General features: G+C 61.6%; 20 protein-coding genes. 9 read left to right on the plus strand and 11 right to left on the minus strand.

All coding sequences use genetic code 11. The features are described from left to right. Positions 1-196 precede the first annotated feature (196 nt). The 4 genes from purM to BM416_RS06380 all read left to right on the plus strand — a co-directional run bounded on the left by purM (position 197) and on the right by BM416_RS06380 (position 3,021). On the plus strand, positions 197-1,255 hold the full coding sequence (gene purM, locus BM416_RS06365; protein WP_014719398.1) for a phosphoribosylformylglycinamidine cyclo-ligase: 1,059 nt from the start codon (positions 197-199) through the stop codon (positions 1,253-1,255). Beyond that, positions 1,255-1,905 (plus strand): phosphoribosylglycinamide formyltransferase, encoded by a 651-nt coding sequence (gene purN, locus BM416_RS06370; protein WP_092486600.1) that lies wholly within the window; start codon positions 1,255-1,257, stop codon positions 1,903-1,905. The genes purM and purN overlap by 1 nt, the downstream gene beginning before the upstream one ends. Before the next feature lie 8 nt (positions 1,906-1,913). Then, positions 1,914-2,627, plus strand: a complete 714-nt coding sequence (locus BM416_RS06375; RefSeq protein WP_027603794.1) for a DUF3108 domain-containing protein — start codon at positions 1,914-1,916, stop codon at positions 2,625-2,627. A gap of 205 nt (positions 2,628-2,832) precedes the next feature. Next, a complete protein-coding gene (locus BM416_RS06380; protein ID WP_065940603.1) occupies positions 2,833-3,021 on the plus strand; it encodes a hypothetical protein in 189 nt (62 codons plus the stop codon). 151 nt (positions 3,022-3,172) lie between these two features. Here BM416_RS06380 and BM416_RS06385 read toward each other — a convergent pair whose 3' ends face one another. The 7 genes from BM416_RS06385 to BM416_RS06415 form a co-directional block, all read right to left on the minus strand. Then, positions 3,173-3,718 carry a DUF2058 domain-containing protein gene (locus BM416_RS06385; RefSeq protein WP_010208656.1) on the minus strand — a complete coding sequence of 182 codons (546 nt, stop codon included), beginning with the start codon at positions 3,716-3,718 and terminating at the stop codon, positions 3,173-3,175. 25 nt (positions 3,719-3,743) lie between these two features. Beyond that, entirely contained in the window at positions 3,744-4,577 is an 834-nt protein-coding gene (gene mazG, locus BM416_RS06390) for a nucleoside triphosphate pyrophosphohydrolase (protein WP_092486603.1), read from the minus strand. 66 nt (positions 4,578-4,643) lie between these two features. Further along, positions 4,644-6,887, minus strand: coding sequence for a GTP diphosphokinase (relA, locus tag BM416_RS06395; RefSeq protein WP_027603791.1), 2,244 nt, complete (start codon positions 6,885-6,887; stop codon positions 4,644-4,646). 123 nt (positions 6,888-7,010) lie between these two features. Beyond that, positions 7,011-8,363 (minus strand): 23S rRNA (uracil(1939)-C(5))-methyltransferase RlmD, encoded by a 1,353-nt coding sequence (rlmD, locus tag BM416_RS06400; protein ID WP_092486606.1) that lies wholly within the window; start codon positions 8,361-8,363, stop codon positions 7,011-7,013. Continuing rightward, the gene (gene cysM / locus BM416_RS06405; protein ID WP_015885254.1) at positions 8,363-9,265 is read right to left on the minus strand and encodes a cysteine synthase CysM; all 903 of its coding nucleotides are present in this window, start codon (positions 9,263-9,265) and stop codon (positions 8,363-8,365) included. The genes rlmD and cysM overlap by 1 nt, the downstream gene beginning before the upstream one ends. 230 nt (positions 9,266-9,495) lie before the next feature. Beyond that, positions 9,496-10,101, minus strand: coding sequence for a tRNA-uridine aminocarboxypropyltransferase (locus BM416_RS06410; RefSeq protein WP_092486609.1), 606 nt, complete (start codon positions 10,099-10,101; stop codon positions 9,496-9,498). A gap of 5 nt (positions 10,102-10,106) precedes the next feature. Further along, a complete protein-coding gene (locus tag BM416_RS06415) occupies positions 10,107-11,000 on the minus strand; it encodes a LysR family transcriptional regulator (protein ID WP_065924693.1) in 894 nt (297 codons plus the stop codon). Positions 11,001-11,149: 149 nt separating this feature from the next. On the opposite strand from BM416_RS06415, the gene speB reads away from it, so the two are divergent. Genes speB through BM416_RS06435 form a run of 4 tightly spaced genes read left to right on the plus strand, consistent with a single transcriptional unit; the run spans position 11,150 to position 15,465 of the window. Beyond that, a complete protein-coding gene (gene speB, locus BM416_RS06420) occupies positions 11,150-12,100 on the plus strand; it encodes an agmatinase (RefSeq protein WP_027603787.1) in 951 nt (316 codons plus the stop codon). After that, positions 12,100-12,522, plus strand: a complete 423-nt coding sequence (locus BM416_RS06425) for a YybH family protein (RefSeq protein WP_092486612.1) — start codon at positions 12,100-12,102, stop codon at positions 12,520-12,522. The genes speB and BM416_RS06425 overlap by 1 nt, the downstream gene beginning before the upstream one ends. A gap of 21 nt (positions 12,523-12,543) precedes the next feature. Further along, positions 12,544-14,058 carry a purine-cytosine permease family protein gene (locus BM416_RS06430; RefSeq protein WP_092486615.1) on the plus strand — a complete coding sequence of 505 codons (1,515 nt, stop codon included), beginning with the start codon at positions 12,544-12,546 and terminating at the stop codon, positions 14,056-14,058. Positions 14,059-14,082: 24 nt separating this feature from the next. Then, positions 14,083-15,465 (plus strand): sodium:solute symporter family protein, encoded by a 1,383-nt coding sequence (locus tag BM416_RS06435; protein ID WP_092486618.1) that lies wholly within the window; start codon positions 14,083-14,085, stop codon positions 15,463-15,465. Between the two features lie 65 nt (positions 15,466-15,530). On the opposite strand, the gene BM416_RS06440 is transcribed toward BM416_RS06435, so the two are convergent. The 3 genes from BM416_RS06440 to BM416_RS06445 form a co-directional block, all read right to left on the minus strand. Next, entirely contained in the window at positions 15,531-17,138 is a 1,608-nt protein-coding gene (locus BM416_RS06440) for an NAD(P)-dependent oxidoreductase (RefSeq protein WP_092486622.1), read from the minus strand. 426 nt (positions 17,139-17,564) lie between these two features. Continuing rightward, positions 17,565-17,687, minus strand: a complete 123-nt coding sequence (locus tag BM416_RS30790) for a PA1414 family protein (protein ID WP_003193089.1) — start codon at positions 17,685-17,687, stop codon at positions 17,565-17,567. Between the two features lie 143 nt (positions 17,688-17,830). Continuing rightward, positions 17,831-18,724 (minus strand): putrescine utilization regulator PtrR, encoded by an 894-nt coding sequence (locus BM416_RS06445; RefSeq protein ID WP_092486625.1) that lies wholly within the window; start codon positions 18,722-18,724, stop codon positions 17,831-17,833. Between the two features lie 103 nt (positions 18,725-18,827). Between BM416_RS06445 and BM416_RS06450 the strand changes: the two genes are divergently transcribed. After that, positions 18,828-20,036, plus strand: coding sequence for an MFS transporter (locus BM416_RS06450; protein WP_092486628.1), 1,209 nt, complete (start codon positions 18,828-18,830; stop codon positions 20,034-20,036). On the opposite strand, the gene BM416_RS06455 is transcribed toward BM416_RS06450, so the two are convergent. Beyond that, on the minus strand, positions 19,948-21,390 hold the full coding sequence (locus BM416_RS06455; RefSeq protein ID WP_027603780.1) for an NCS1 family nucleobase:cation symporter-1: 1,443 nt from the start codon (positions 21,388-21,390) through the stop codon (positions 19,948-19,950). The two genes, BM416_RS06450 and BM416_RS06455, sit on opposite strands and share 89 nt — an antisense overlap. Positions 21,391-21,394 lie beyond the last annotated feature (4 nt).

Here is a 21,394-nt window from a genome sequence, read left to right on the forward strand (position 1 = left end):
CTGAACAGACCCGATCAGCATTTTTTTAACCTGCTTTTTTAAATCTATCTGCCCTGCCCGTCGGCCCGAGGATGGCCGCTGCCCCTCAAGCCTGATAAAATCGCGCGCCTTCGCAGACCGTCAACGGCTGGGCCTTTTACCAAAAGTGCCCGCCCGCTCGGTCGTTACCCCTGAATCCCCCCTAAAGGCCTGGATCATGAGCAAGCAACCCTCCCTGAGCTACAAGGACGCCGGTGTAGACATCGACGCCGGTGAAGCATTGGTCGAACGCATCAAGAGCGTTGCCAAGCGCACTGCGCGCCCCGAAGTCATGGGCGGCCTGGGCGGTTTTGGCGCCCTCTGCGAGATCCCGGCCGGCTACAAGCAGCCCGTATTGGTTTCCGGTACCGACGGTGTGGGCACCAAGCTGCGCCTGGCACTGAACCTGAACAAGCACGACAGCATCGGCATCGACCTGGTCGCCATGTGCGTCAACGACCTGGTGGTATGCGGTGCCGAGCCGTTGTTCTTCCTCGACTACTATGCCACCGGCAAGCTGAACGTCGAGACCGCCACCCAGGTGGTGACCGGCATCGGCGCCGGCTGCGAACTGTCGGGTTGCTCCCTGGTCGGCGGCGAAACCGCTGAAATGCCAGGCATGTACGAAGGCGAAGACTACGACCTGGCCGGCTTCTGCGTCGGCGTGGTGGAAAAAGCCGAGATCATCGACGGCTCCAAAGTGGCTGCCGGCGACGCCCTGCTCGCCCTGCCATCCTCCGGCCCGCACTCCAACGGCTACTCGCTGATCCGCAAGATCATCGAAGTGTCCGGTGCCGACATCGAGAACATCCAGCTCGACGGCAAGCCGCTGACCGACCTGCTGATGGCCCCGACCCGCATCTACGTCAAGCCACTGCTCAAGCTGATCAAGGACACCGGCGCGGTCAAGGCCATGGCCCACATCACCGGCGGCGGCCTGCTGGACAACATCCCGCGCGTACTGCCAAAAGGCGCCCAGGCGATCGTCGACGTGGCCAGCTGGCAGCGTCCTGCGGTATTCGACTGGCTGCAGGAAAAAGGCAACGTCAATGAAACCGAAATGCACCGCGTGCTGAACTGCGGTGTGGGCATGGTGATCTGCGTGGCGCAGGAACACGTTGAAACCGCGCTGAACGTATTGCGTGAAGCCGGCGAGCAGCCTTGGGTCATCGGCCAGATCGCCACCGCTGCCGAAGGCGCGGCTCAGGTTGAACTGAAGAACCTCAAGGCTCACTGATGCCTCGGACCTGTGATGTCGTGGTGCTGCTTTCCGGCACCGGCAGTAACTTGCAGGCCCTGATCGACAGCACGCGCACCGGCGACAGCCCGGTGCGCATCGCTGCGGTGATCTCCAACCGCAGCGACGCCTACGGCCTGCAACGCGCCAGGGACGCGGGTATCGAAACCCGCTCGCTGGATCACAAGGCTTTCGAAGGCCGCGAGGCCTTCGACAGCGCCCTGATCGAACTGATCGACGCCTTCAACCCCCAACTCGTGGTACTGGCCGGTTTCATGCGCATTCTCAGCGCTGGCTTCGTGCGGCACTACGAAGGGCGCCTGCTGAATATCCACCCTTCCCTGCTGCCCAAGTACAAAGGCATGCACACGCACCAACGCGCCCTGGATGCCGGTGACAGCGAGCATGGCTGCAGCGTGCACTTCGTCACCGAGGAACTCGATGGCGGGCCTCTGGTCGTACAGGCAGTGGTTCCGGTAGAGTCTGACGACTCGGCGCAGACCCTTGCGCAACGGGTGCATACCCAGGAACACAGGATTTACCCGCTGGCTGTGCGCTGGTTTGCCGAGGGGCGGTTGATTCTTGGTGACCAGGGTGCATTATTGGACGGTCAGTTACTTGCGGCCAGCGGCCACTTGATTCGAACCTAGGAGATTTTATGCGTCGCGCCTTGCTCTTCGCTTTTGCGCTGTTCGCCTTGCCTGCCGTGCAAGCGGCAGATCTACACCCGTTCTCCGCCAGCTACACCGCCGACTGGAAACAGTTGCCCATGAGTGGTTCGGCAGAACGCAGCCTGACCAAGAACGGCGACGGCACCTGGACCTTGAACTTCAAGGCCTCCATGATGATCGCCAGCCTGACCGAAACCAGCGTGATCCTGTTCGACAAGGACACCCTGCAACCGAAGAGCTACGCCTTCGAACGCGGCGGCCTGGGCAAGACCAAGAAGATCAACCTGGACTTCGACCCGTCGACCAAGAAAGTCACGGGCTTTGAAAACAAAGACCCGGTCAATGTGCCCCTGCAAAGCGGCATGCTCGACAAGTCGACCTACCAGTTGGCCTTGCAGCGCGACGTGGCAGCCGGCAAGAAAAGCATGAGCTACAACGTGGTTGAAGGCACTGACGTCGACACTTACGACTTCCGTGTGATCGGCCCGGAAAAGGTCCAGACCAAGGTCGGCAGCATTGACGCGATCAAGGTCGAGCGCGTACGCGACCCGACTCAAAGCAAGCGCATCACCCAGATGTGGTTTGCCAAGGACCTGGGTGGCATCCTGGTAGCCCTGCGTCAGGTGGAAACCGACGGCAAGGAATACAACATCATGTTGCAAGACGGTACCGTTGACGGCAAAGCCATCAAGGGCAGTTGATTGGATTGATGAGCAGAGAAGAGCCTCGCTGAATGCGGGGCTTTTTTTCGTCTGGGGGTTTTGGGTTCAAGTGTCTGCCGTCATCGGGAGCCCAACATGAAACTTCTGTCATAAACCTCTAAAGCGGTTTACTTAGCAAGCTAACAAACCGTATAAAAGACCTGCGACGACTTGCCGCATACCCACCAGAAATTGGAGCAAGCAGATGACTGTAAAAGTAACTGAACGCGACGACGAACATATGTCCCACGAAGCGCTGGGCCATGGGATTCACATCTGGGATGTCCACCAACAGGACCTGCTGGTCGGCATGTTTCACAACGAGAGCGACGCTCATAATTATAAAAACGAGCTCGAAGCCCTCGAGATGAAACGCCAGACGCAAAGCTCCTGAAACTTCGAAATCCTGTAGGCCCCCCAGCCCCACGCAGCTGGGATGCCTGTAAAACACAAACCCCGCCTTTTGAGCGGGGTTTGTGTGTTCTGGGGTTGCTTCGCAGCCCAACGCAGGGCAAGCCTGCTCACCACCATTCGTAGCTACAGCCTTACCACATCAAATCATCCGGGATCTGGTAAGCCGCGTACGGATCATCCTCATCCGGCACCTGGCTTTCGGTGAGGATATTGAGCTGCACGATACGCTCCGGTGCGCGCTCCTGGATCTTCAGCGCGGCTTCACGGGGGATCACCTCGTAGCCGCCACCGTGATGCACGATGGCCAGGGAGCCGTTGCTCAGCTTGTTGCGCATCAACGTGTTGACCGACAGGCGCTTGACCTTCTTGTCATCCACGAAGTTGTAGTAGTCCTCAGTCGTGAGCTTAGGCAGGCGCGAGGTCTCGATCAGTTGCTTGACCTGGGCCGTACGGGCCTTGGCCTCGGCTTTTTCCTGCTGCTGGCGGTTCAGCTCCTGGTCACGCTTGACCTTCTCGGCCTGCGCTTCGGCGGCCAGGCGAGCCTGGGTGTCATCGGCCTCGATCTGGCCCTTGTGGACCAGGCGCTGCTGTTTCTGTTTCTCTTTGCCGACCTGCTTGGCCTGCTTTTGGTTGACCAGACCTGCTTTGAGCAACTGGTCGCGAAGGGAAAGGCTCATGGTGCTTACTCACTTAGGCAACTGCTCAACCGCAGCTGGACACGTTCTTTTCCTGACGTTTGGCTTCGCCCCACAGGGCGTCCAACTCTTCGAGGGTGCAATCTTCTATGGGTTGGTGGGTGTCGCGCAATGCCTGTTCGATAAAACGGAAGCGTCGCTCGAACTTGGCATTGGCGCCACGCAGCGCGGTTTCCGGGTCGACCTTGAGGTGACGGGCCAGGTTGACCGCCGCGAACAGCAGGTCACCGACTTCATCGGCGATGGCCTCCGGGTCGTTGTCGGCCATGGCTTCGAGCACTTCGTCCAGCTCTTCGCGCACGTTATCCACCACCGGCAACGCCGATGGCCAGTCGAAGCCGACCTGGCTGGCGCGCTTCTGCAATTTGGCGGCCCGGGACAGGGACGGCAAGGCGGTGGGCACATCGTCAAGCAGGGACAGCTGCTCCGGCGCGTCGGATTTTTCCGCACGCTCCTCGGCCTTGATCTGCTCCCAACGTTCCTTGACCTGCTCTTCGCTCAGTTGAGGAATATCCAGCGGCGCATACAGATCGCCGGTCGGGAACACATGGGGATGGCGGCGAATCAGTTTGCGGGTGATGCTGTCGATCACCCCGGCAAATTCGAAACGCCCCTCTTCCCTTGCCAGTTGGCTGTAATACACCACCTGGAACAACAGGTCGCCCAACTCACCTTGCAGATGATCAAAGTCGCCGCGCTCGATGGCGTCGGCCACTTCGTAGGCCTCTTCCAGGGTGTGCGGGACAATGGTCGCGTAGGTTTGCTTGATGTCCCACGGGCACCCGTATTGCGGGTCCCGCAGGCGGTTCATCAGGTGCAGCAGGTCTTCAAGTGAATACATCTTTCTGTGTCCGATCAGTGTGGGAGCAAGCCCCCTCCCACATTTAGCCTGCATTCATTCCGCGAATCATGGGGTACGGTTGCGCCGCGTCTCAATGATGTTCGGCAGCTGGGAAATCCGTCCCAGCAATCGTCCCAGTGCGTCCAGCCCCGGAATCTCGATGGTCAGGGACATCAACGCAGTGTTGTCCTCTTTATTCGAGCGGGTATTGACCGCCAGCACGTTGATGCGCTCATTGAGCAGCACTTGCGAGACGTCACGCAGCAGGCCGGAACGGTCGTAGGCACGGATGATGATGTCCACCGGGTAGGTGAGCACCGGCACCGGGCCCCAGCTGACCTGGATAATCCGCTCCGGCTCACGCCCGCCCAGTTGCAGCACCGAGGCGCAGTCCTGGCGGTGAATGCTTACGCCACGGCCTTGGGTGATGTAGCCGACGATGGCATCCCCCGGCAACGGCTGGCAGCAGCCGGCGATTTGCGTCAGCAGGTTGCCGACGCCCTGGATCTGGATATCGCCGCGCTTGCCGGGCTTGTAGCCGGTGGCCTTGCGTGGGATCAGCTCCAGTTGTTCGTTGCCGCGCTCCGGCTCGACCAGTTGCTGGGCCAGGTTGACCAGCTGCGCCAGGCGCAGGTCGCCGGCACCGAGGGCGGCGAACATGTCTTCGGCAATCTTCATGTTGGCCTTTTCGGCCAGCTTGTCGAAGTCCACCTGGGGCAGGCCCAGGCGGCCCAGCTCGCGTTCGAGCAGGGTCTTGCCGGCGGCGACGTTCTGGTCGCGGGCCTGCAGCTTGAACCAATGGACGATCTTCGCCCGCGCCCGCGACGTGGTGATGTAGCCCAGGTTCGGGTTCAGCCAGTCGCGGCTCGGCGTGCCGTGCTTGCTGGTGATGATCTCGACCTGCTCGCCGGTTTGCAGGCTGTAGTTGAGCGGCACGATGCGCCCGTTGATCTTGGCGCCCCGGCAGTTATGGCCGATCTCGGTGTGCACGCGGTAGGCGAAGTCCAGCGGCGTCGCGCCCTTGGGCAAGTCGATGGCATGGCCGTCGGGGGTGAAGATGTAGACCCGGTCCGGCTCGATATCCACGCGCAACTGTTCAGCCAGGCCGCCGATGTCGCCGAGTTCTTCGTGCCATTCCAGCACTTGGCGCAGCCAGGAGATTTTCTCCTCGTACTGGTTGGACCCGGCCTTGACGTCGGTGCCCTTGTAGCGCCAGTGCGCACACACGCCCAGTTCTGCCTCTTCGTGCATGGCGTGGGTGCGGATCTGCACTTCCAGCACCTTGCCTTCGGGGCCGATCACCGCGGTGTGCAGCGAGCGATAGCCGTTTTCCTTGGGGTTGGCGATGTAGTCGTCGAACTCCTTGGGAATGTGCCGCCACAGCGTATGGACGATACCCAGCGCGGTGTAGCAGTCACGCATTTCCGGCACCAGCACGCGCACCGCACGCACATCGTAGATCTGGCTGAACGCCAGGCCCTTGCGCTGCATTTTGCGCCAGATCGAGTAGATGTGTTTGGCGCGGCCGCTGATGTCGGCATCAACCCCGGTGGCCTGCAACTCGGCGCGCAACTGGCCCATCACGTCGCTGATAAAGCGCTCGCGGTCGAGCCGCCGCTCGTGCAGCAGCGTGGCGATCTGTTTGTATTGATCAGGTTCGAGGTAGCGGAAGGACAAGTCCTCCAGCTCCCACTTGATATGGCCGATACCCAGGCGGTGAGCCAGCGGTGCGTAGATGTCGAAGACTTCGCGGGCGACGCGGTTGCGCTTTTCGTCGTCGGCGGTCTTCACCGCACGGATCGCGCAGGTGCGCTCGGCCAGCTTGATCAGGGCGACACGCACGTCGTCGACCATCGCCACCAGCATCTTGCGTAGGTTTTCCACCTGGCCCTGGGTGCCCAGCACCATGGACTGGCGCGGGCTGAGGCTGGCGCTGATGGCGGCCATGCGCAGCACGCCGTCGATCAGCTTGGCCACCACCGCGCCAAAACGCTGGCTGACGGTCGGCAACTGGATGTGCCCTTCACGCACGCCGCGATAGAGCACGGCGGCGATCAGCGAGTCCTGGTCCAGCTTGAGATCGGCAAGGATCTCGGCGATTTCCAACCCGGTGCGAAAGCTGGAAGTGCCTTCGGCCCACAGGTTCTTGGCTGCATTGTCTTGTTGCTCAGACTCACGAGCGAACTCGCAGGCTGCTTTCAAGGCTTCACGGTCCAGTGCCGGGTCGACACTGATGGCATGATCCAGCCATGCCTCGAGATTGATACTGCCGTCGGTGTTGATCGGCTGGTGTGCTCTCACCTGTACCATCTTGCTTACCTTCCCTATGACGCACCTTGGATGCGCCAAAATCATCGCCGACCTTTTTACTGCGAGCTCCGTGGCAGATCATAGGCCTTGGAGAACGCAGGCCAGTCGGATTAAACGGGCATCCTAGCCCGCTTCAAATAACGCCATGGCCTCGACATGCGCTGTCTGCGGAAACATGTCGAGGATCCCGGCACGTTTTAGCCGGTAGCCTTGCTTGACCAGCTCAACCGTGTCCCGCGCCAGCGTCGCCGGGTTGCAGGACACATACACCAGGCGCCTGGCCCCCAGGGTGGCGAGCTTGCGCACAACCTCTTGGGCACCATCGCGGGGTGGGTCCAAGAGTACCGCAGAAAAGCCCTGTTTGGCCCATTCCGCGTCAGTCAAAGGCTGAGACAAATCGGCCTGAAAAAACTGCGCATTATGCAAATTGTGGCTGATGGCGTTCTGCGCAGCCCGGTCCACCATGGTCTGCACACCTTCCACCGCCACCACTTCGCGCACCTGTTTCGCCAGCGGCAGGGCAAAGTTGCCCAGGCCGCAGAACAGGTCCAGCACCCGCTCATCAGGCTGTGGCGCCAGCCAGTCCAGGGCCTGGGCAACCATCGCCTCGTTGACCCCGGCGTTGACCTGGACAAAATCCCCCGGTCGGTACGCCAACTCCAGGTCCCATGGGTCCAATCGGAAACCTAGTGACTGATCAGGCTCAATCGGTTCCGGCTGACCTTCACCCTGCAGCCACAGCTGGGCGTCATGGAAGCTGCAAAATTCTTTCAGGATCAGCAGGTCCGCCTCCGACAACGGCGCCATATGCCGCAGCAACACGGCGACGGACGAGCCACTGAACAACTCCACATGCCCCAGGGCCTGAGGTTTGCTCAGGCGGCGCAGCATGTTCGGCAGGCGCTGCATGATCGGTTGCAAGGCCTGTACCAGCACCGGGCAATCATCGATGGCGACGATGTCCTGGCTGGCCACGGCGCGGAAACCCACCTCAAGCTTCTTCGCCTTGGCATCCCAACGCACCGCCACCCGGGCGCGGCGCCGGTAAGCGAATTCCGGCCCACTCAATGGCGCGGCCCACTCCTGCGGTTCGACACCGGCCACGCGGGACAGTTGCTCGGCGAGCATGCGCTGTTTCAGGGCAAGTTGTTCGGCATGGGGCAAGTGCTGCACGCTGCAACCGCCACAGCGAGCGAAGTGCGCGCACGGTGCCGGGCGACGCAGCTCGCTGGCCTTGAACACGCGCTCGGTACGGGCCTCGACCACCTTGCCGTGGGTGCCCAATACCCGCGCTTCAACCTCTTCGCCGGCCAGCGCACCGTTGACAAACCAGGTGCGGCCTTCAAAGAACACGATGCCGCGGCCGTCGTTGGCCAGGCGCTCGATGGTCAGGCGCTGCTTCTTGCCCACGGGAATCTGTGGGGCCCGGCTGCCGCCCGTCGGTTGGAAGCGCAGGCCTCTCTCGTGCTTGGCCATCAGTTGGGTTCGTCGAAAATGCCGGTCGACAGGTAACGGTCGCCTCGGTCACAGATGATCGCGACGATCACCGCGTTTTCCACTTCCTTGGACAAGCGCAACATACCCGCCACGGCGCCGCCGGACGACACGCCGCAGAAGATGCCTTCTTCACGCGCCAGGCGGCGGGTGGTGTCTTCGGCTTCACGCTGGGCCATGTCGATGATGCGGTCCACGCGGGTCGCGTTGTAGATCTTCGGCAAATACTCTTCGGGCCAGCGACGAATGCCTGGGATCGCCGCGCCTTCCATCGGTTGCAGGCCGACGATCTGGATCGCCGGGTTCTGCTCCTTGAGGTAGCGCGAGTTGCCCATGATGGTGCCGGTGGTGCCCATGGAGCTGACGAAATGGGTGATGGTGCCCTGGGTCTGGCGCCAGATTTCCGGACCGGTGGTGGTGTAGTGCGCTTCGGGGTTGTCCCCATTGGCGAACTGGTCCAGCACCTGGCCACGGCCTTCGGCGGCCATGCGCTCGGCGAGGTCGCGGGCGCCTTCCATGCCTTCTTCCTGGGTGACCAGCACCAACTCGGCGCCATAGGCGGTCATCGCCGCCTTGCGCTCGGCGCTGCCGTTGTCAGGCATGATCAGCACCATCTTGTAGCCCTTGATCGCGGCGGCCATGGCCAGGGCGATCCCGGTATTACCCGAGGTGGCTTCGATCAGGGTGTCGCCGGGCTTGATCTGCCCGCGCAGCTCCGCGCGGGTGATCATCGACAACGCCGGGCGGTCTTTCACCGAGCCGGCCGGGTTGTTGCCCTCGAGCTTGAGCAACAGGGTATTGCTGGTTTCACCCGCCATGCGTTGCAAGCGGACCAGGGGCGTGTTGCCGACGCAATCGGCGATTGTAGGGTACTGCAAGGTCATGGCGTATTCGCAATCCAGACTGCGGGGGCGAACATCATACCGGGAAAGGTCGGCGGGCCATATCACGCAAAGTGTGGTGCTTATGGCTTAAAGGAATAAGCGGAAAAGAGGGTGAGCTTGAGGGCCCCATCGGGGGCAAGCCCCCTCCCACCCTGACCGCATTTTCATGCTGGAACTCGGTCGAATGTGGGAGGGGGCTTGCCCCAGATGGCCGCGCCTCGATATCCCGCCTAGCGCAAATGCCCATCGCCATGATTTCTCCGAAAGACCTCCTCCCCCATCGCCGCAATCTGCCCTTCGATCAATGCATCAAACGGCTTGAGCAACGGCTCGAACGACACCGGCGCTTCCAGCACCTGCAACGCCTGCACAATCGCCTCCACCGTCGACAACGCCCCTGGCCCCGGCGCCTTGCGCAATCGGTAGCGAGACACGGCGCCCTCGACCAGCGTCACCCGAGGCAGCGCCGCCAACAAAGGATTGAGATGCAGCAGTTTGCGCGCCTTGCGCCAGGTGCCGTCGGGCACTACCAGCAACAGCGGCTGGGCGCCGGGTGCATAGGCTTGCAGCGGGTGTGCATCGTCAGCCGGAAACAACAGCCGCGCCTGATAGCCGGGCGGATTCAACAGGGTCGGCAGATCATCAAAGACCTCGCCCACTACCAACTGCGCATTGTTCAATCCCAACGCCGCCAGCCGCGCGGTATTGAGCGCATGGTTGACCTCGCTCGGGTGCTGCAAAAGAAGCACACGTGTGCGGCTATCGAGGCTGGGAATCAGCGCGCACAGGCAATGGGCGGCGGGCCTGAGGCAGCGGGAACAGTGGGGTCGGGACATGGTTTTCAGGCCTGGTTGAGCTGGGCTTTGAGTAGATCGCGGAAGGTCTGGATCAGCGGTTCGCGGCTGCGGCCCCGGCGCATGATCATCGAGAACGGCGCCTGGTAGCCGAAGGTCGCCGGCAGCAATACGCGCAGGTCGCCCTTGTCGGCCCAGGCCTGGGCGTAGTGCTCGGGCAGGTAGCCGATGTAGGCACCGGAGAGCACCAGGATCAGCTGCGCTTCCATACTTTCCACCGTCGCGGCGCTGTGTTTGAAGCCGTGGCGCGCCAGTTCGGCCTGGCTCCAGTAGCCGCGCCCGACCATGCGCTGCTGGGTGATCACCTGCTCGGGGATGCGCCGTTCGCTGAACAACGGATGGCGGGTGCTGCAATACAACCAGTGCTGCTCGCGGTACAGCGGCATGTAGATCAGCCCGCTCATGCGGTTGGAGAAGGCACCGATGGCCAGGTCCAGGCGGTTGTCCTGCACGCCGAGTTGCAGTTCGTAGGGGCTCATCACCGATAGATTCAGGTGCACCGCCGGGTGCTCCAGGCTGTAGGCGCCGATAACCTCGGCGAACGGCAAGGCCTTGTCGCTCACCGTGGAGTCGAGCACGCCGAGTTTGAGCGTGCCGCGCAACTCGCCCTTGAGCGCGGCGGCGTATTGCTCGAAGCCTTCCAGTTCGCCGAGCAGGCGCAAGGTTTCCTGGTGGAACAGCTCGCCTTTGCTGGTCAGGCTGAACCCACCCCGCCCGCGATGACACAGCACCAGGCCCAACGCACTTTCCAACTGGCTCATGTAGGTGCTGATGGCCGAGGTGGACAGGTTGAGTTCGTGCTGGGCATTGGCGAACCCCTGGTGGCGCACGACGCTGACGAAGATGCGCAGGAGTTTCAGGTCGGGCAAGGCGCTGGCCATGGTCGGCTCCGGGTGTAGATGTGGGCAGTCTACCTGCCCGCATTAGTTTAGAAAAACCTGAACTAAGTATTTGCCCCTGCCGATTCTTCCCTTCCTGCGCTTTTCGCAGAATCGGCCCCTGATAAACACAACAACGATGAGGCAATCCCGTGGACAAGATTTTCCACCAACCACTGGGCGGCAACGAAATGCCGCGCTTCGCCGGCATCGCCACCATGATGCGTCTTCCCCACCTGCAATCGGCCAAGGGCCTGGATGCGGCCTTTATCGGCGTGCCCCTGGACATCGGCACCTCGCTGCGCGCCGGCACTCGCTTCGGGCCGCGTGAAATCCGCGCCGAGTCGGTAATGATCCGCCCCTACAACATGGCCACCGGTGCCGCGCCGTTCGACTCGCTGTCGGTGGCGGACATTGGCGACGTGGCGATCAACACCTTCAACCTGCTGGACGCCGTGCGCATCATCGAAGAGGCCTACGATGAGATTCTCGAGCACAACGTGATCCCGATGACGTTGGGCGGCGACCACACCATCACCCTGCCGATCCTGCGGGCGATCCACAAGAAACACGGCAAGGTCGGGCTGGTGCACATCGATGCCCACGCCGACGTCAACGACCATATGTTCGGCGAGAAAATCGCCCACGGCACCACCTTCCGCCGCGCCGTGGAAGAAGGCCTGCTCGATTGCGACCGCGTGGTGCAGATCGGCCTGCGCGCCCAGGGCTATACCGCCGAAGACTTCAACTGGAGCCGCAAACAGGGCTTTCGCGTAGTACAGGCCGAAGAATGCTGGCACCACTCCCTTGCGCCACTGATGGCCGAGGTGCGGGAAAAAGTCGGCGGCGGCCCCGTGTACCTGAGCTTCGACATCGACGGCATCGACCCGGCCTGGGCGCCCGGCACCGGCACCCCGGAAATCGGCGGCCTGACCACCATCCAGGCAATCGAAATCATCCGTGGCTGCCAGGGCCTCGACCTGGTCGGTTGCGATCTGGTAGAAGTTTCGCCGCCCTACGACACCACCGGCAACACCTCGCTGCTGGGCGCCAACCTGCTGTACGAGATGCTTTGCGTACTGCCTGGCGTGGCGCACCGTTGATGAGCGTGCCGCAGGTGTTGAAAGCCGCCGCCGACCTGGTGTCGGCGTTTGCACGCAACGACCGCGCCGCCTACTTCGGCGCGTTCACGGCCGATGCCAACTTTGTGTTCTACACCCTCCCCCAGCCGCTGCTCAGTCGCGATGCCTACCAGGCGTTGTGGGACAGCTGGCGCCGGGATGAAGGATTCGAGGTGCTGTCCTGCACCTCAAGTAACGCCGTGGTCAGCCTGCAGGGTGACGTGGCGATATTTATCCATGACGTGGCCACCGAGCTGCGCATGAACGGGGAGCAATTCTTTAGCCAGGAACGCGAGACCATTGTCTTCAAACGCCAAGGATCTCGCACAGAACAACAAGAAGGCCCGTGGCTGGCCTGTCACGAACATTTGTCCGCTATGCCGGAAGGGCTGCCGCCCCCTTAGCCAATGTGATCGGAGCTGATCATGAATAATAAAAACAACCATAAAAGTATTCGCACAATAGAAACCAACGGGGTCGAACAGATCCCCGACAACGAACGTACCGCCGGTCCCAAAGACCTGTTTCGCCTGATCTTCGGCGGTGCCAATACCTTTGCCACCGCCGTGCTCGGTTCCTTTCCGGTGTTGTTCGGCCTGTCGTTCCAGGCCGGCGTCTGGGCGATTGTGCTGGGCGTAGTGGTGGGTGCGTTGATCCTCGCCCCCATGGGCCTGTTCGGGCCGATCAATGGCACCAACAACGCGGTGTCTTCCGGTGCGCACTTCGGCGTGCACGGGCGGATTGTCGGCTCGTTTCTGTCATTGCTGACGGCGATTGCCTTCTTCTCACTGTCGGTGTGGAGTTCAGGCGATGCGCTGGTCGGCGGTGCGAAACGGCTGATCGGCCTGCCGGAAACCGACCTGACCCTGGGCCTGGCCTACGGCGTATTCGCCATGCTTGTCCTGACGGTGTGCATCTACGGCTTCCGCTTCATGCTGTGGGTCAACCGCATTGCGGTCTGGGCGGCAAGCCTGCTGTTTCTGTTGGGCATCTTCGCGTTCGCGCCGACCTTCGACAGCCACTTCGCCGGCAGCGTAGCCCTGGGCCAGACCGGCTTCTGGGCGGCCTTTATCGGCGCGGCGCTGGTGGCCATGAGCAACCCGATTTCCTTCGGGGCGTTCCTGGGTGACTGGTCACGCTATATCCCACGTGAGACGCCGAAAATGCGCATCATGCTGGCGGTAGTCCTGGCACAGATCGCCACCTTGATCCCGTTCCTGTTCGGCCTGGCCACCGCCACCATCGTGGCGATCAAGGCGCCGGACTACATCGCGGCCAACAACTACGTCGGCGGTCTGCTGGCGGTGGCACCGACCTGGTTCTTCCTGCCGGTGTGCCTGATCGCGGTGATTGGCGGCATGTCCACCGGCACCACCTCGCTATATGGAACCGGCCTGGACATGTCCAGCGTGTTCCCACGCCTGCTGTCACGGGTCAAGGCGACGCTGCTGATCGGGGTGATGTCGATTGCCTTCATCTTTATCGGACGTTTCGCCGCCAACCTGGTGCAGAGCGTATCGACCTTCGCGGTGCTGATCATCACCTGCACCACGCCATGGATGGTGATGATGATCATCGGCCTGATCGTGCGTCGCGGCTTCTACTGCCCGGATGACCTGCAGGTGTTCACCCGCGGTGAAACCGGCGGCCGCTACTGGTTCAGCCATGGCTGGAACTGGCGCGGGCTGGGGGCCTGGATTCCGAGTGCGCTGGTGGGCCTGTGCTTCGTCAACTTGCCGGGGCAGTTTGTCGGGCCGCTGGGCAACCTGGCCGATGGCATCGATATCAGCCTGCCGGTGACGCTGGGGCTGGCGTCGGTGGTGTACCTGACGTTGTTGCGTGTGTTTCCGGAGCCGGCTTCGGTGTATGGCCCCAAGGGTCCGCTTCGCAGCCCTGCGGGAGCAAGCTCCGCTCCCACAACAAGTTCGCCTGTTACCTAAAACAATAATCGGAGACCCGCCGTCATGGCTTTGGATTTATTCGTCGTACTCATCTACGCCGCCGGCATGCTCGTGCTCGGCTATTACGGCATGCGCCGCGCCAGGACCCACGAAGACTACCTGGTAGCCGGTCGCAACCTGGGCCCGTCGCTGTACATGGGCACCATGGCCGCCACGGTACTGGGCGGTGCATCCACCGTCGGTACCGTGCGCCTGGGTTATGTGCATGGCATCTCCGGCTTCTGGCTGTGTGCGGCGCTGGGCATGGGGATCATCGCGCTGAACCTGTTCCTGGCCAAGCCGCTGCTCAAGCTGAAAATCTTCACCGTCACCCAGGTACTGGAAAAACGCTACAACCCCATGGCCCGCCAGGCGAGTGCGGTGATCATGCTGGCCTACGCGCTGATGATCGGCGTGACCTCGATCCTGGCCATCGGCACCGTGCTGCAAGTGCTGTTCGGCCTGCCATTCTGGATTTCGGTGTTGCTGGGCGGTGGTGTGGTGGTGGTCTACTCGACCATCGGCGGCATGTGGTCGCTGACCCTCACCGACATCGTGCAATTCGTGATCAAGACCGTCGGCCTGATGTTTATCCTGCTGCCGATCTGCCTGTACCGCGTCGGCGGCTGGGATGAGCTGGTCGCCAAGCTGCCGGCATCGAGCTTCAGCTTCACCGCGATCGGCTGGGACACGATCATCACCTACTTCATGATCTACTTCTTCGGCATCCTGATCGGCCAGGACATCTGGCAGCGGGTGTTCACCGCCCGTGACGAAAAGGTCGCCAAGTACGCAGGCACTTTCGCGGGTTTCTACTGCATTCTTTACGGCCTCGCCTGTGCGCTGATCGGCATGGCGGCCCATGTACTGATTCCGGACCTGGACAACGTCAACAACGCGTTCGCGGCCATCGTCAAAGTCTCGCTGCCGGACGGCATCCGCGGCCTGGTGATCGCGGCGGCACTGGCGGCGATGATGTCGACGGCCAGCGCCGGCTTGCTCGCCGCCTCCACGGTGTTGACCGAAGACCTGCTGCCACGCCTGCGCGGCGGCAGACAATCGAGCCTGGCAATCAACCGCCTGTTCACGATGCTGACCGGTATCGTCGTGCTGGGCATCGCACTGGTGGTCAATGACGTGATCAGCGCCCTGACCCTGGCCTACAACCTGCTGGTGGGTGGCATGCTGATCCCGCTGATCGGCGCGATCTTCTGGAAGCGGGCGACCACGTCGGGGGCAATCACCTCCATGAGCCTGGGTTTTGTAACGGCGCTGGTGTTCATGTTCAAGGATGGCCTGGATGCGAACACGCCGATCTACTACAGCCTGGCAGTAGCGCTGGTGAGTTTTGTGCTGGTGAGTGTGTTGTCACGCCGGCCCGAGGCGGAGGTGGTTCGGGCGGTGTAAGCAATAACGGGGAGTGGAGCGGTTTCTTCAGCGGGTGCGACGTCGGATGTCGCACCCGTTTTTTATCATGAGTACATTGTGGAAACTGCTGGCGCCTTAGTCTGGATGATTTCCTCGACCAAGGAGGCCCACACCAATCCCTGGGTGGTGCCCCCGGCATACGTCCCGCCGGCGGCAATGCGGTTGTAGGCGGAGCAATAAACTATCGACAGTCCATCAGGCTCCTCTCCTTCCATGGCCGTGACGACGAACTGTTCTCTGCTCAGTTCAGCAATGCGGGTCGGACTCAGATGCTGGGACAGGAACCGAACCCCAGCGCGCCGCAAAAGCGCCTCTATCTCATCCATCAAATGCGCAATGCCCAGATCGTCGCCCGATGCGTCAATTGATGGATTGTCGGCCAGAAACTTTTCAAACAGCTCAATGCCTGCACGGTTGCACTCCACGGCCAGGTACTGGTTTCCAGGCGTCAGATAAGCGTTGTCCAGCGGCTTTGCAGTCATCTCCGTGGCTGAAAGGTGGCGCATGTTCACCTGCTTATGACTGGCGCCATCGATTTGCTGATGTCCTCCGTAGACCGAGACCTGATAATTGGCCAGGCGGAACATCACGGCTTGGAGCAGGCCGTTGATGCCTCGACCGATGATCGATACGCGCGGCGCGCCGGCATCTGCCTGTTGCGCGGGGATCATCAATGAGTGGGCAAGTTTGCGCCGGACCAGGCAGCGCAAGGCGGTCAGGCTCAGTTGAATCGAGACGGCATAGTCAAGGTCGCCGTGGCAGGCTTCAGTCATTGCCGCCTGGGTTGTCAGGGTCGCCGGCTTGCGCCACTTGGAGACACTGCAGCCGAGTGCCTGCGCGCGCCCCCGAAATGCATCCAGTGTCCCAGGCCCGTAGTCCAATACAAGCTGGATAGCTTCAGCCGTTGCCAGGGCCCGCAACGCGTCGTCGCTGAAGACATCCGGCTTGGCGACGCAGACCAGGCGAGCCTGTCTGTGCAGGCACTGAATAAGGGCCCGATCAATGCGATGGGTGGACTCATCATTCAGGGATAAACAGATAGCGACGGCACGGGCCCCCTCCAGCACCTCGAACCAGTCCACGCCAAAGGACACTCGGCTGTCGGAACAGGTTGTGCCGAGAGTGGCCGGCCTCTGAGCGTGCCGATCCAATACCTTGATCCGAACCTCCGGATCTCGATCAAGCAACAACTTGACCAGCTCCCTGCCCACGTTGCCGTATCCCAGCACACAGATGTCGCGCGGCAGGGAGCCATCAGCCAGTGTCAGCCAGCGTGCCATATAGGCGGCGACATGGGGCGCGTTGACCCCCGGCGTATTGACTACGCGGATGTCGTTGGAGCCGCAAAGGTCCAGTCGCACCTTATCCAGGCTCGTACCTCTGCGGATCAAATGGAGGTCGCCAAACGGGTGGGATATGCGCCATTGGGCGATGACGTCTGCATCGATCGCCTGGTCCCCGACAATGATCGCCGATGGACTCAGGAGACCGATCTGTATGAGCAGATCATGTTTGGTCAATGTCGGGGGAAAGAACACCACGTTGCTGGGTGCGTGAGCCTTCCAGGCTCTCGACACGGGTGCGAGATGCAGGATATTTCCGGTTATGGCGATGAGTGACGCGGCGACTGGCGGAATGGAAGAGAGCCTCATAGCTGTTTCTCCAACAATTCTGACGGACTGATGCCTCGCAGAGAGCCCTTCAATAAAGGTGGGGCGTTATTGGAGGGCCGTTGAGAAACTCAACCTACGCTCATGGTTTGAATTGAATAAGCCAGCCACTTCTGATGAACGAGTAGCCTGATTCCGACACGTGAAGGTCAGAGGCCTGACTGACCTGCATGGATTCGGACTACTCGCCCAAGCTACCGAGGGGAGAGTGAGTGTTATGGCGTGAGGGGGCTATCGCGCAGGCCCGAGGCAAGGTGACTGGGGCGGCGGGAGGTAGGACTGGCGTTGGAAACGCTGTATGGACGCTGCGGCGTGGGATGTCACGCCCGCTGGTTTTGCCTGGCGCAAAATAAACGGTGGGAGCGGGCTTACTCGCCCCCACACCTTTAATCCTGCTTCAGCCAGAGATTATCTGCGACGTGGACGACGCTGCTCGTCATCGGTACGAATCGGCACCGGTTGCAGGGGGGGCTCGATCAAGCCCAATGCAACGCCAAGGTCGTGGAGCCAGTTCTGGATTTTCTCTTTCATGGTTTGCCCCCTTTGAGGGTAATGCTGGTCGGCGCAAGTTCTGTCGCCTTTTCCTACATTGATAGTAGCCCTAAGTCCTACGTATTGCTTGAATGAAACCACAACGAACTGTTACTGAATTGATGCAAATCCTGACGGATCGCTCAAGCAATCGCACGTACGTCTTGCAGGACCTCGGTACTGCCCTCTTGCTGCAGGTCGATCCATGCGTTGAGGTTAGCGCCGAGCATACCCTTTCGCCACATCAGCCAGGTGGTCGCAGTGGCAAATTGCCCCGTCAGCGGATGAACGGACACGCTGTCCTTGCCTGGCAGGCTGTCAAGCATGGATTCGGACATCAGCGCCACCCCTGAACCGGCGATGACACAGGCGAGCATGCCTTGATAAGACTCGATCTCAATCGCCCTCCCCATGGCGACGTGCTCGTGGGAAAACCAGGTTTCCAGGCGCGTGCGGTAGGCGCAACTGCGGCGAAAGGTGAACACCGAGCGGCCGGCAACATCCTGTGGCCCGCGCACCGGCGGGTGGTCGGCTTCGCATATCAGCACCAGGCGTTCTTCGCACAGGGCCACACCGTCGAGGGAGGCAATCGTGATGGGCCCGTCCACAAATGCGGCGTCCAGGCGACCGGTGATCAACCCTTCGAGCAGTTCACCGCTGGGCGCCGACAACACCTGAAGGTTCACCATCGGATAGGCCTTGTGATAGCGCGCCAGCAGCTTCGGCAAATGCACTGCTGCCGTGCTGTACATGCTGCCCAGCACAAAATTGCCGGCCGGTTGCCCGCCTTGCACGGCGCCATGGGCTTCATCATGCAGCGCCAGCAGACGGGTGCTGTAGTCCAGCAACACCTTGCCCGCCGGAGAAAGCTGTAAGCGCTGGCGTTCGCGCACGAACAATTCCACGCCAAGCTGTTCTTCCATCTGCTTGAGCCGGGTCGACAAGTTCGACGGCACTCGATGCAGGCGCTCGGCAGCGCGGGTAATGGAGCCCTCTTCCGCCACGGCCTGGAAGATGCGCAATTGACTGAACTCCATGACTTTCTCCAAAACTGAACAAGTTACTCACTATTATTCATTTTTACAGAAAGTCAATCCGCTCTAGCCTGACGGTATTCGCTTACCCGCAGGACACCCGACCATGTCACCCCTCACCCGCTTACTCGCCAGCTTTATCGCCCTGATGATGGCCATGGGCATTGGCCGCTTCGCCCTTACCCCGCAAATGCCCCACTTGCTCAGTGAAGGCCAGATCGACCTGACCGACGCCGGACTGATCGCAGCGGCCAATTACCTGGGCTACTTCGTGGGCGCGGTGGATTCGATTTTTGCGCGCAGCCATCACCATGTGCGGGGTCGCCTGTATGGCGGGCTCTGGTTGTGCGTGCTGCTGACCCTGGCGTCGTACTGGGCCCAGGGTTTCTGGCCACACATGCTGTTGCGCTTCGGTACCGGCGTTGCAAGTGCCTGGGCATTGGTGATGATCACCAGCCTGAGCCAGCCGCTGGCGATTGCCGCCGGGCGTGCACGCCTCGGCGCCCTGGTGTTCGCCGGGCCGGGGCTGGGGATTGTGTTGACCGGGTTGCTGGCGCTGGGCTCCAACCTGTTGGGCCAAAGCTCTGCAACCTTGTGGCTGATCTATGCGGTAGTGGCGCTGGTGATGCTGCTGGCAATCTTGCCCTTTCTGCCACGGCCGTCCGCCGTCACTGCGCCTGTTGCAAGCCACGCCGACACGGCCAGCAACGGCAGCATTACCCACCTGTGCTGGATCTACGTGTTGTTCGGCCTGGGCTACATCATTCCGGCGACCTTCCTGTCACAGATGGCCAGCGCGCAATTCAAGGGCGCCTGGCAGGCTGATCTGTTCTGGCCCTGCTTTGGTTTGGCCGCGGCGATTGGGGTAGTGGTCGCAAGCCTGCGTCCAAAGGACCCGGACACCACCCGCCGCTGGCTTATGACCACATTGTGGCTGCAGGCGGCCGGGGTATTCGCCTGCCTGCTGGGCAACGGTTGGGGCCTGGCGCTGGGGGTGTTGCTGTGCGGCGGGCCGTTCCTGGCCTGCATGCAGTTGGTGATGGCGCGCCTGCGGGACGTTGCGCCCCACGGCTATCAGCGCAACACCGGGCTGCTGACCGCCAGCTTTGCCATCGGCCAATTGAGTGGGCCGTTGCTGGCGTCGGTGAGCAGTCACCTGAGCGGTGGCCTGCAACCGGCGCTGGTGATTGCCGGTGCAGGCCTGTCAGTGGCGGGAGGGGTGTTGGTCAGCCGGCGACCAACGGTGCCGGCGCACGAACCTGCTCACGCCGCGCCAACACCAGGAAAAACAGCCCACCCAGGAAGCAGCCGGTGAACCAAGCAAAGTTAGCCATGCCCTGCAACGCCGGCGTGAAGGTGATCGCGACACCCGCCAATGTAGCGGGCACCAGCGCCTTGACTGCCGTCCAGTTCACGCCGCCGTCGAAGTAATAGCGCCCGCTCGGGCTGTCATCGAACAGGGCGTCGACGTCGATCTTCTGTTTTTTGATCAGGTAGAAGTCCACCAGCAAAATCCCGAACAGCGGGCCGATAAAGGCCGCGAGAATGTCCAGGGTGTAGTGGATCATCAGCGGGTTATTGAACAGGTTCCACGGGGTGATGAAAATCGACGCCACCGCGGCGATCATGCCGCCGGCGCGCCAGCTGATTTTGCTCGGTGCGACGTTGGCGAAGTCGAACGCCGGGGACACGAAGTTGGCGACGATGTTGATGCCGATGGTGGCAGTCACAAATGCAAAAGCGCCCAGCAGCACCGCCATGCTGTTATCAATGCGCGAGACGGTAGCGATCGGGTCATGGAGCATTTCGCCAAACACCGGCAAGGTGCCCGAGACGATCACCACGGTCACCAGGGAAAACGCCAGGAAGTTCACCGGCAGGCCCCAGAAGTTGCCACGCCGCACGTCCTGCATGCTGCGGCAGTAACGGCTGAAATCACCGAAATTCAGGGTCGGCCCGGAAAAGTACGACACCACCAGCGCCGTCGCCACGATCACTTGGCCGAACGCCTGCCAGCCCGACAGGGATTTTTCCGCCAGGGTAAAGCTGATATTTGCCCACCCTGCCTTCCAGACGATCCAGCCGGCCAGGGCAAACATCACCGCATAGACCACCGGCCCCGCCCAATCGATAAAGCGGCGGATGGACTCCATGCCGGCCCAGAACACGGCCGCCTGCAACACCCATAAACTGAGGAAACCAAACCAGCCCAGGTAAGACAGGCCGGCAAAATGCGGCTCTGCAAACACCGCCATCTGTGGGAAAAAGCGCAATACCACAATGATCAGGGCACTCGACGCCAGGTAGGTCTGAATCCCGTACCAGGCCACCGCAATCAGGCCGCGAATGACTGCGGGAATGTTCGCGCCGAACACGCCAAACGCCAGCCGGCAGATCACTGGATAGGGCACGGCGGCCTGCTGGCTGGGCTTGGCCACCAGGTTGGCAATCAATTGCACAATGCAAATGCCTGCCAGCAAGGCAATCAACACCTGCCAACTGGCCAGCCCCAGGGCAAACAGACTGGCGGCGAACACATAGCCGCCCACGCTGTGCACGTCACTCATCCAGAAGGCAAAGATGTTGTACCAGGTCCACTTTTGCGGCAGCGGCCCCAGGTCCTGGTTGTACAGGCGGGGGCTGTAGCCTTTGGGCAATTGTTCGGTCATCGCG

Origin of the sequence: Pseudomonas sp. NFACC42-2 (assembly GCF_900116055.1) — a bacterium.
Taxonomy (GTDB): Bacteria; Pseudomonadota; Gammaproteobacteria; order Pseudomonadales; family Pseudomonadaceae; genus Aquipseudomonas; species Aquipseudomonas marginalis.

Excerpts from the sequence above, each read along its gene's own strand:
- relA (WP_027603791.1), bottom strand. The coding sequence starts at position 6,887 with ATGGTACAGGTGAGAGCACACCAGCCGATCAACACCGACGGCAGTATC.
- BM416_RS06380 (WP_065940603.1), top strand. The coding sequence starts at position 2,833 with ATGACTGTAAAAGTAACTGAACGCGACGACGAACATATGTCCCACGAA.
- BM416_RS06440 (WP_092486622.1), bottom strand. The coding sequence starts at position 17,138 with ATGAGGCTCTCTTCCATTCCGCCAGTCGCCGCGTCACTCATCGCCATA.
- BM416_RS30790 (WP_003193089.1), bottom strand. The coding sequence starts at position 17,687 with ATGAAAGAGAAAATCCAGAACTGGCTCCACGACCTTGGCGTTGCATTG.
- BM416_RS06425 (WP_092486612.1), top strand. The coding sequence starts at position 12,100 with ATGAGCGTGCCGCAGGTGTTGAAAGCCGCCGCCGACCTGGTGTCGGCG.
- rlmD (WP_092486606.1), bottom strand. The coding sequence starts at position 8,363 with ATGGCCAAGCACGAGAGAGGCCTGCGCTTCCAACCGACGGGCGGCAGC.
- BM416_RS06445 (WP_092486625.1), bottom strand. The coding sequence starts at position 18,724 with ATGGAGTTCAGTCAATTGCGCATCTTCCAGGCCGTGGCGGAAGAGGGC.
- BM416_RS06430 (WP_092486615.1), top strand. The coding sequence starts at position 12,544 with ATGAATAATAAAAACAACCATAAAAGTATTCGCACAATAGAAACCAAC.
- BM416_RS06375 (WP_027603794.1), top strand. The coding sequence starts at position 1,914 with ATGCGTCGCGCCTTGCTCTTCGCTTTTGCGCTGTTCGCCTTGCCTGCC.
- BM416_RS06410 (WP_092486609.1), bottom strand. The coding sequence starts at position 10,101 with ATGTCCCGACCCCACTGTTCCCGCTGCCTCAGGCCCGCCGCCCATTGC.
- mazG (WP_092486603.1), bottom strand. The coding sequence starts at position 4,577 with ATGTATTCACTTGAAGACCTGCTGCACCTGATGAACCGCCTGCGGGAC.
- BM416_RS06385 (WP_010208656.1), bottom strand. The coding sequence starts at position 3,718 with ATGAGCCTTTCCCTTCGCGACCAGTTGCTCAAAGCAGGTCTGGTCAAC.
- BM416_RS06415 (WP_065924693.1), bottom strand. The coding sequence starts at position 11,000 with ATGGCCAGCGCCTTGCCCGACCTGAAACTCCTGCGCATCTTCGTCAGC.
- purN (WP_092486600.1), top strand. The coding sequence starts at position 1,255 with ATGCCTCGGACCTGTGATGTCGTGGTGCTGCTTTCCGGCACCGGCAGT.
- BM416_RS06455 (WP_027603780.1), bottom strand. The coding sequence starts at position 21,390 with ATGACCGAACAATTGCCCAAAGGCTACAGCCCCCGCCTGTACAACCAG.
- BM416_RS06435 (WP_092486618.1), top strand. The coding sequence starts at position 14,083 with ATGGCTTTGGATTTATTCGTCGTACTCATCTACGCCGCCGGCATGCTC.
- purM (WP_014719398.1), top strand. The coding sequence starts at position 197 with ATGAGCAAGCAACCCTCCCTGAGCTACAAGGACGCCGGTGTAGACATC.
- cysM (WP_015885254.1), bottom strand. The coding sequence starts at position 9,265 with ATGACCTTGCAGTACCCTACAATCGCCGATTGCGTCGGCAACACGCCC.
- BM416_RS06450 (WP_092486628.1), top strand. The coding sequence starts at position 18,828 with ATGTCACCCCTCACCCGCTTACTCGCCAGCTTTATCGCCCTGATGATG.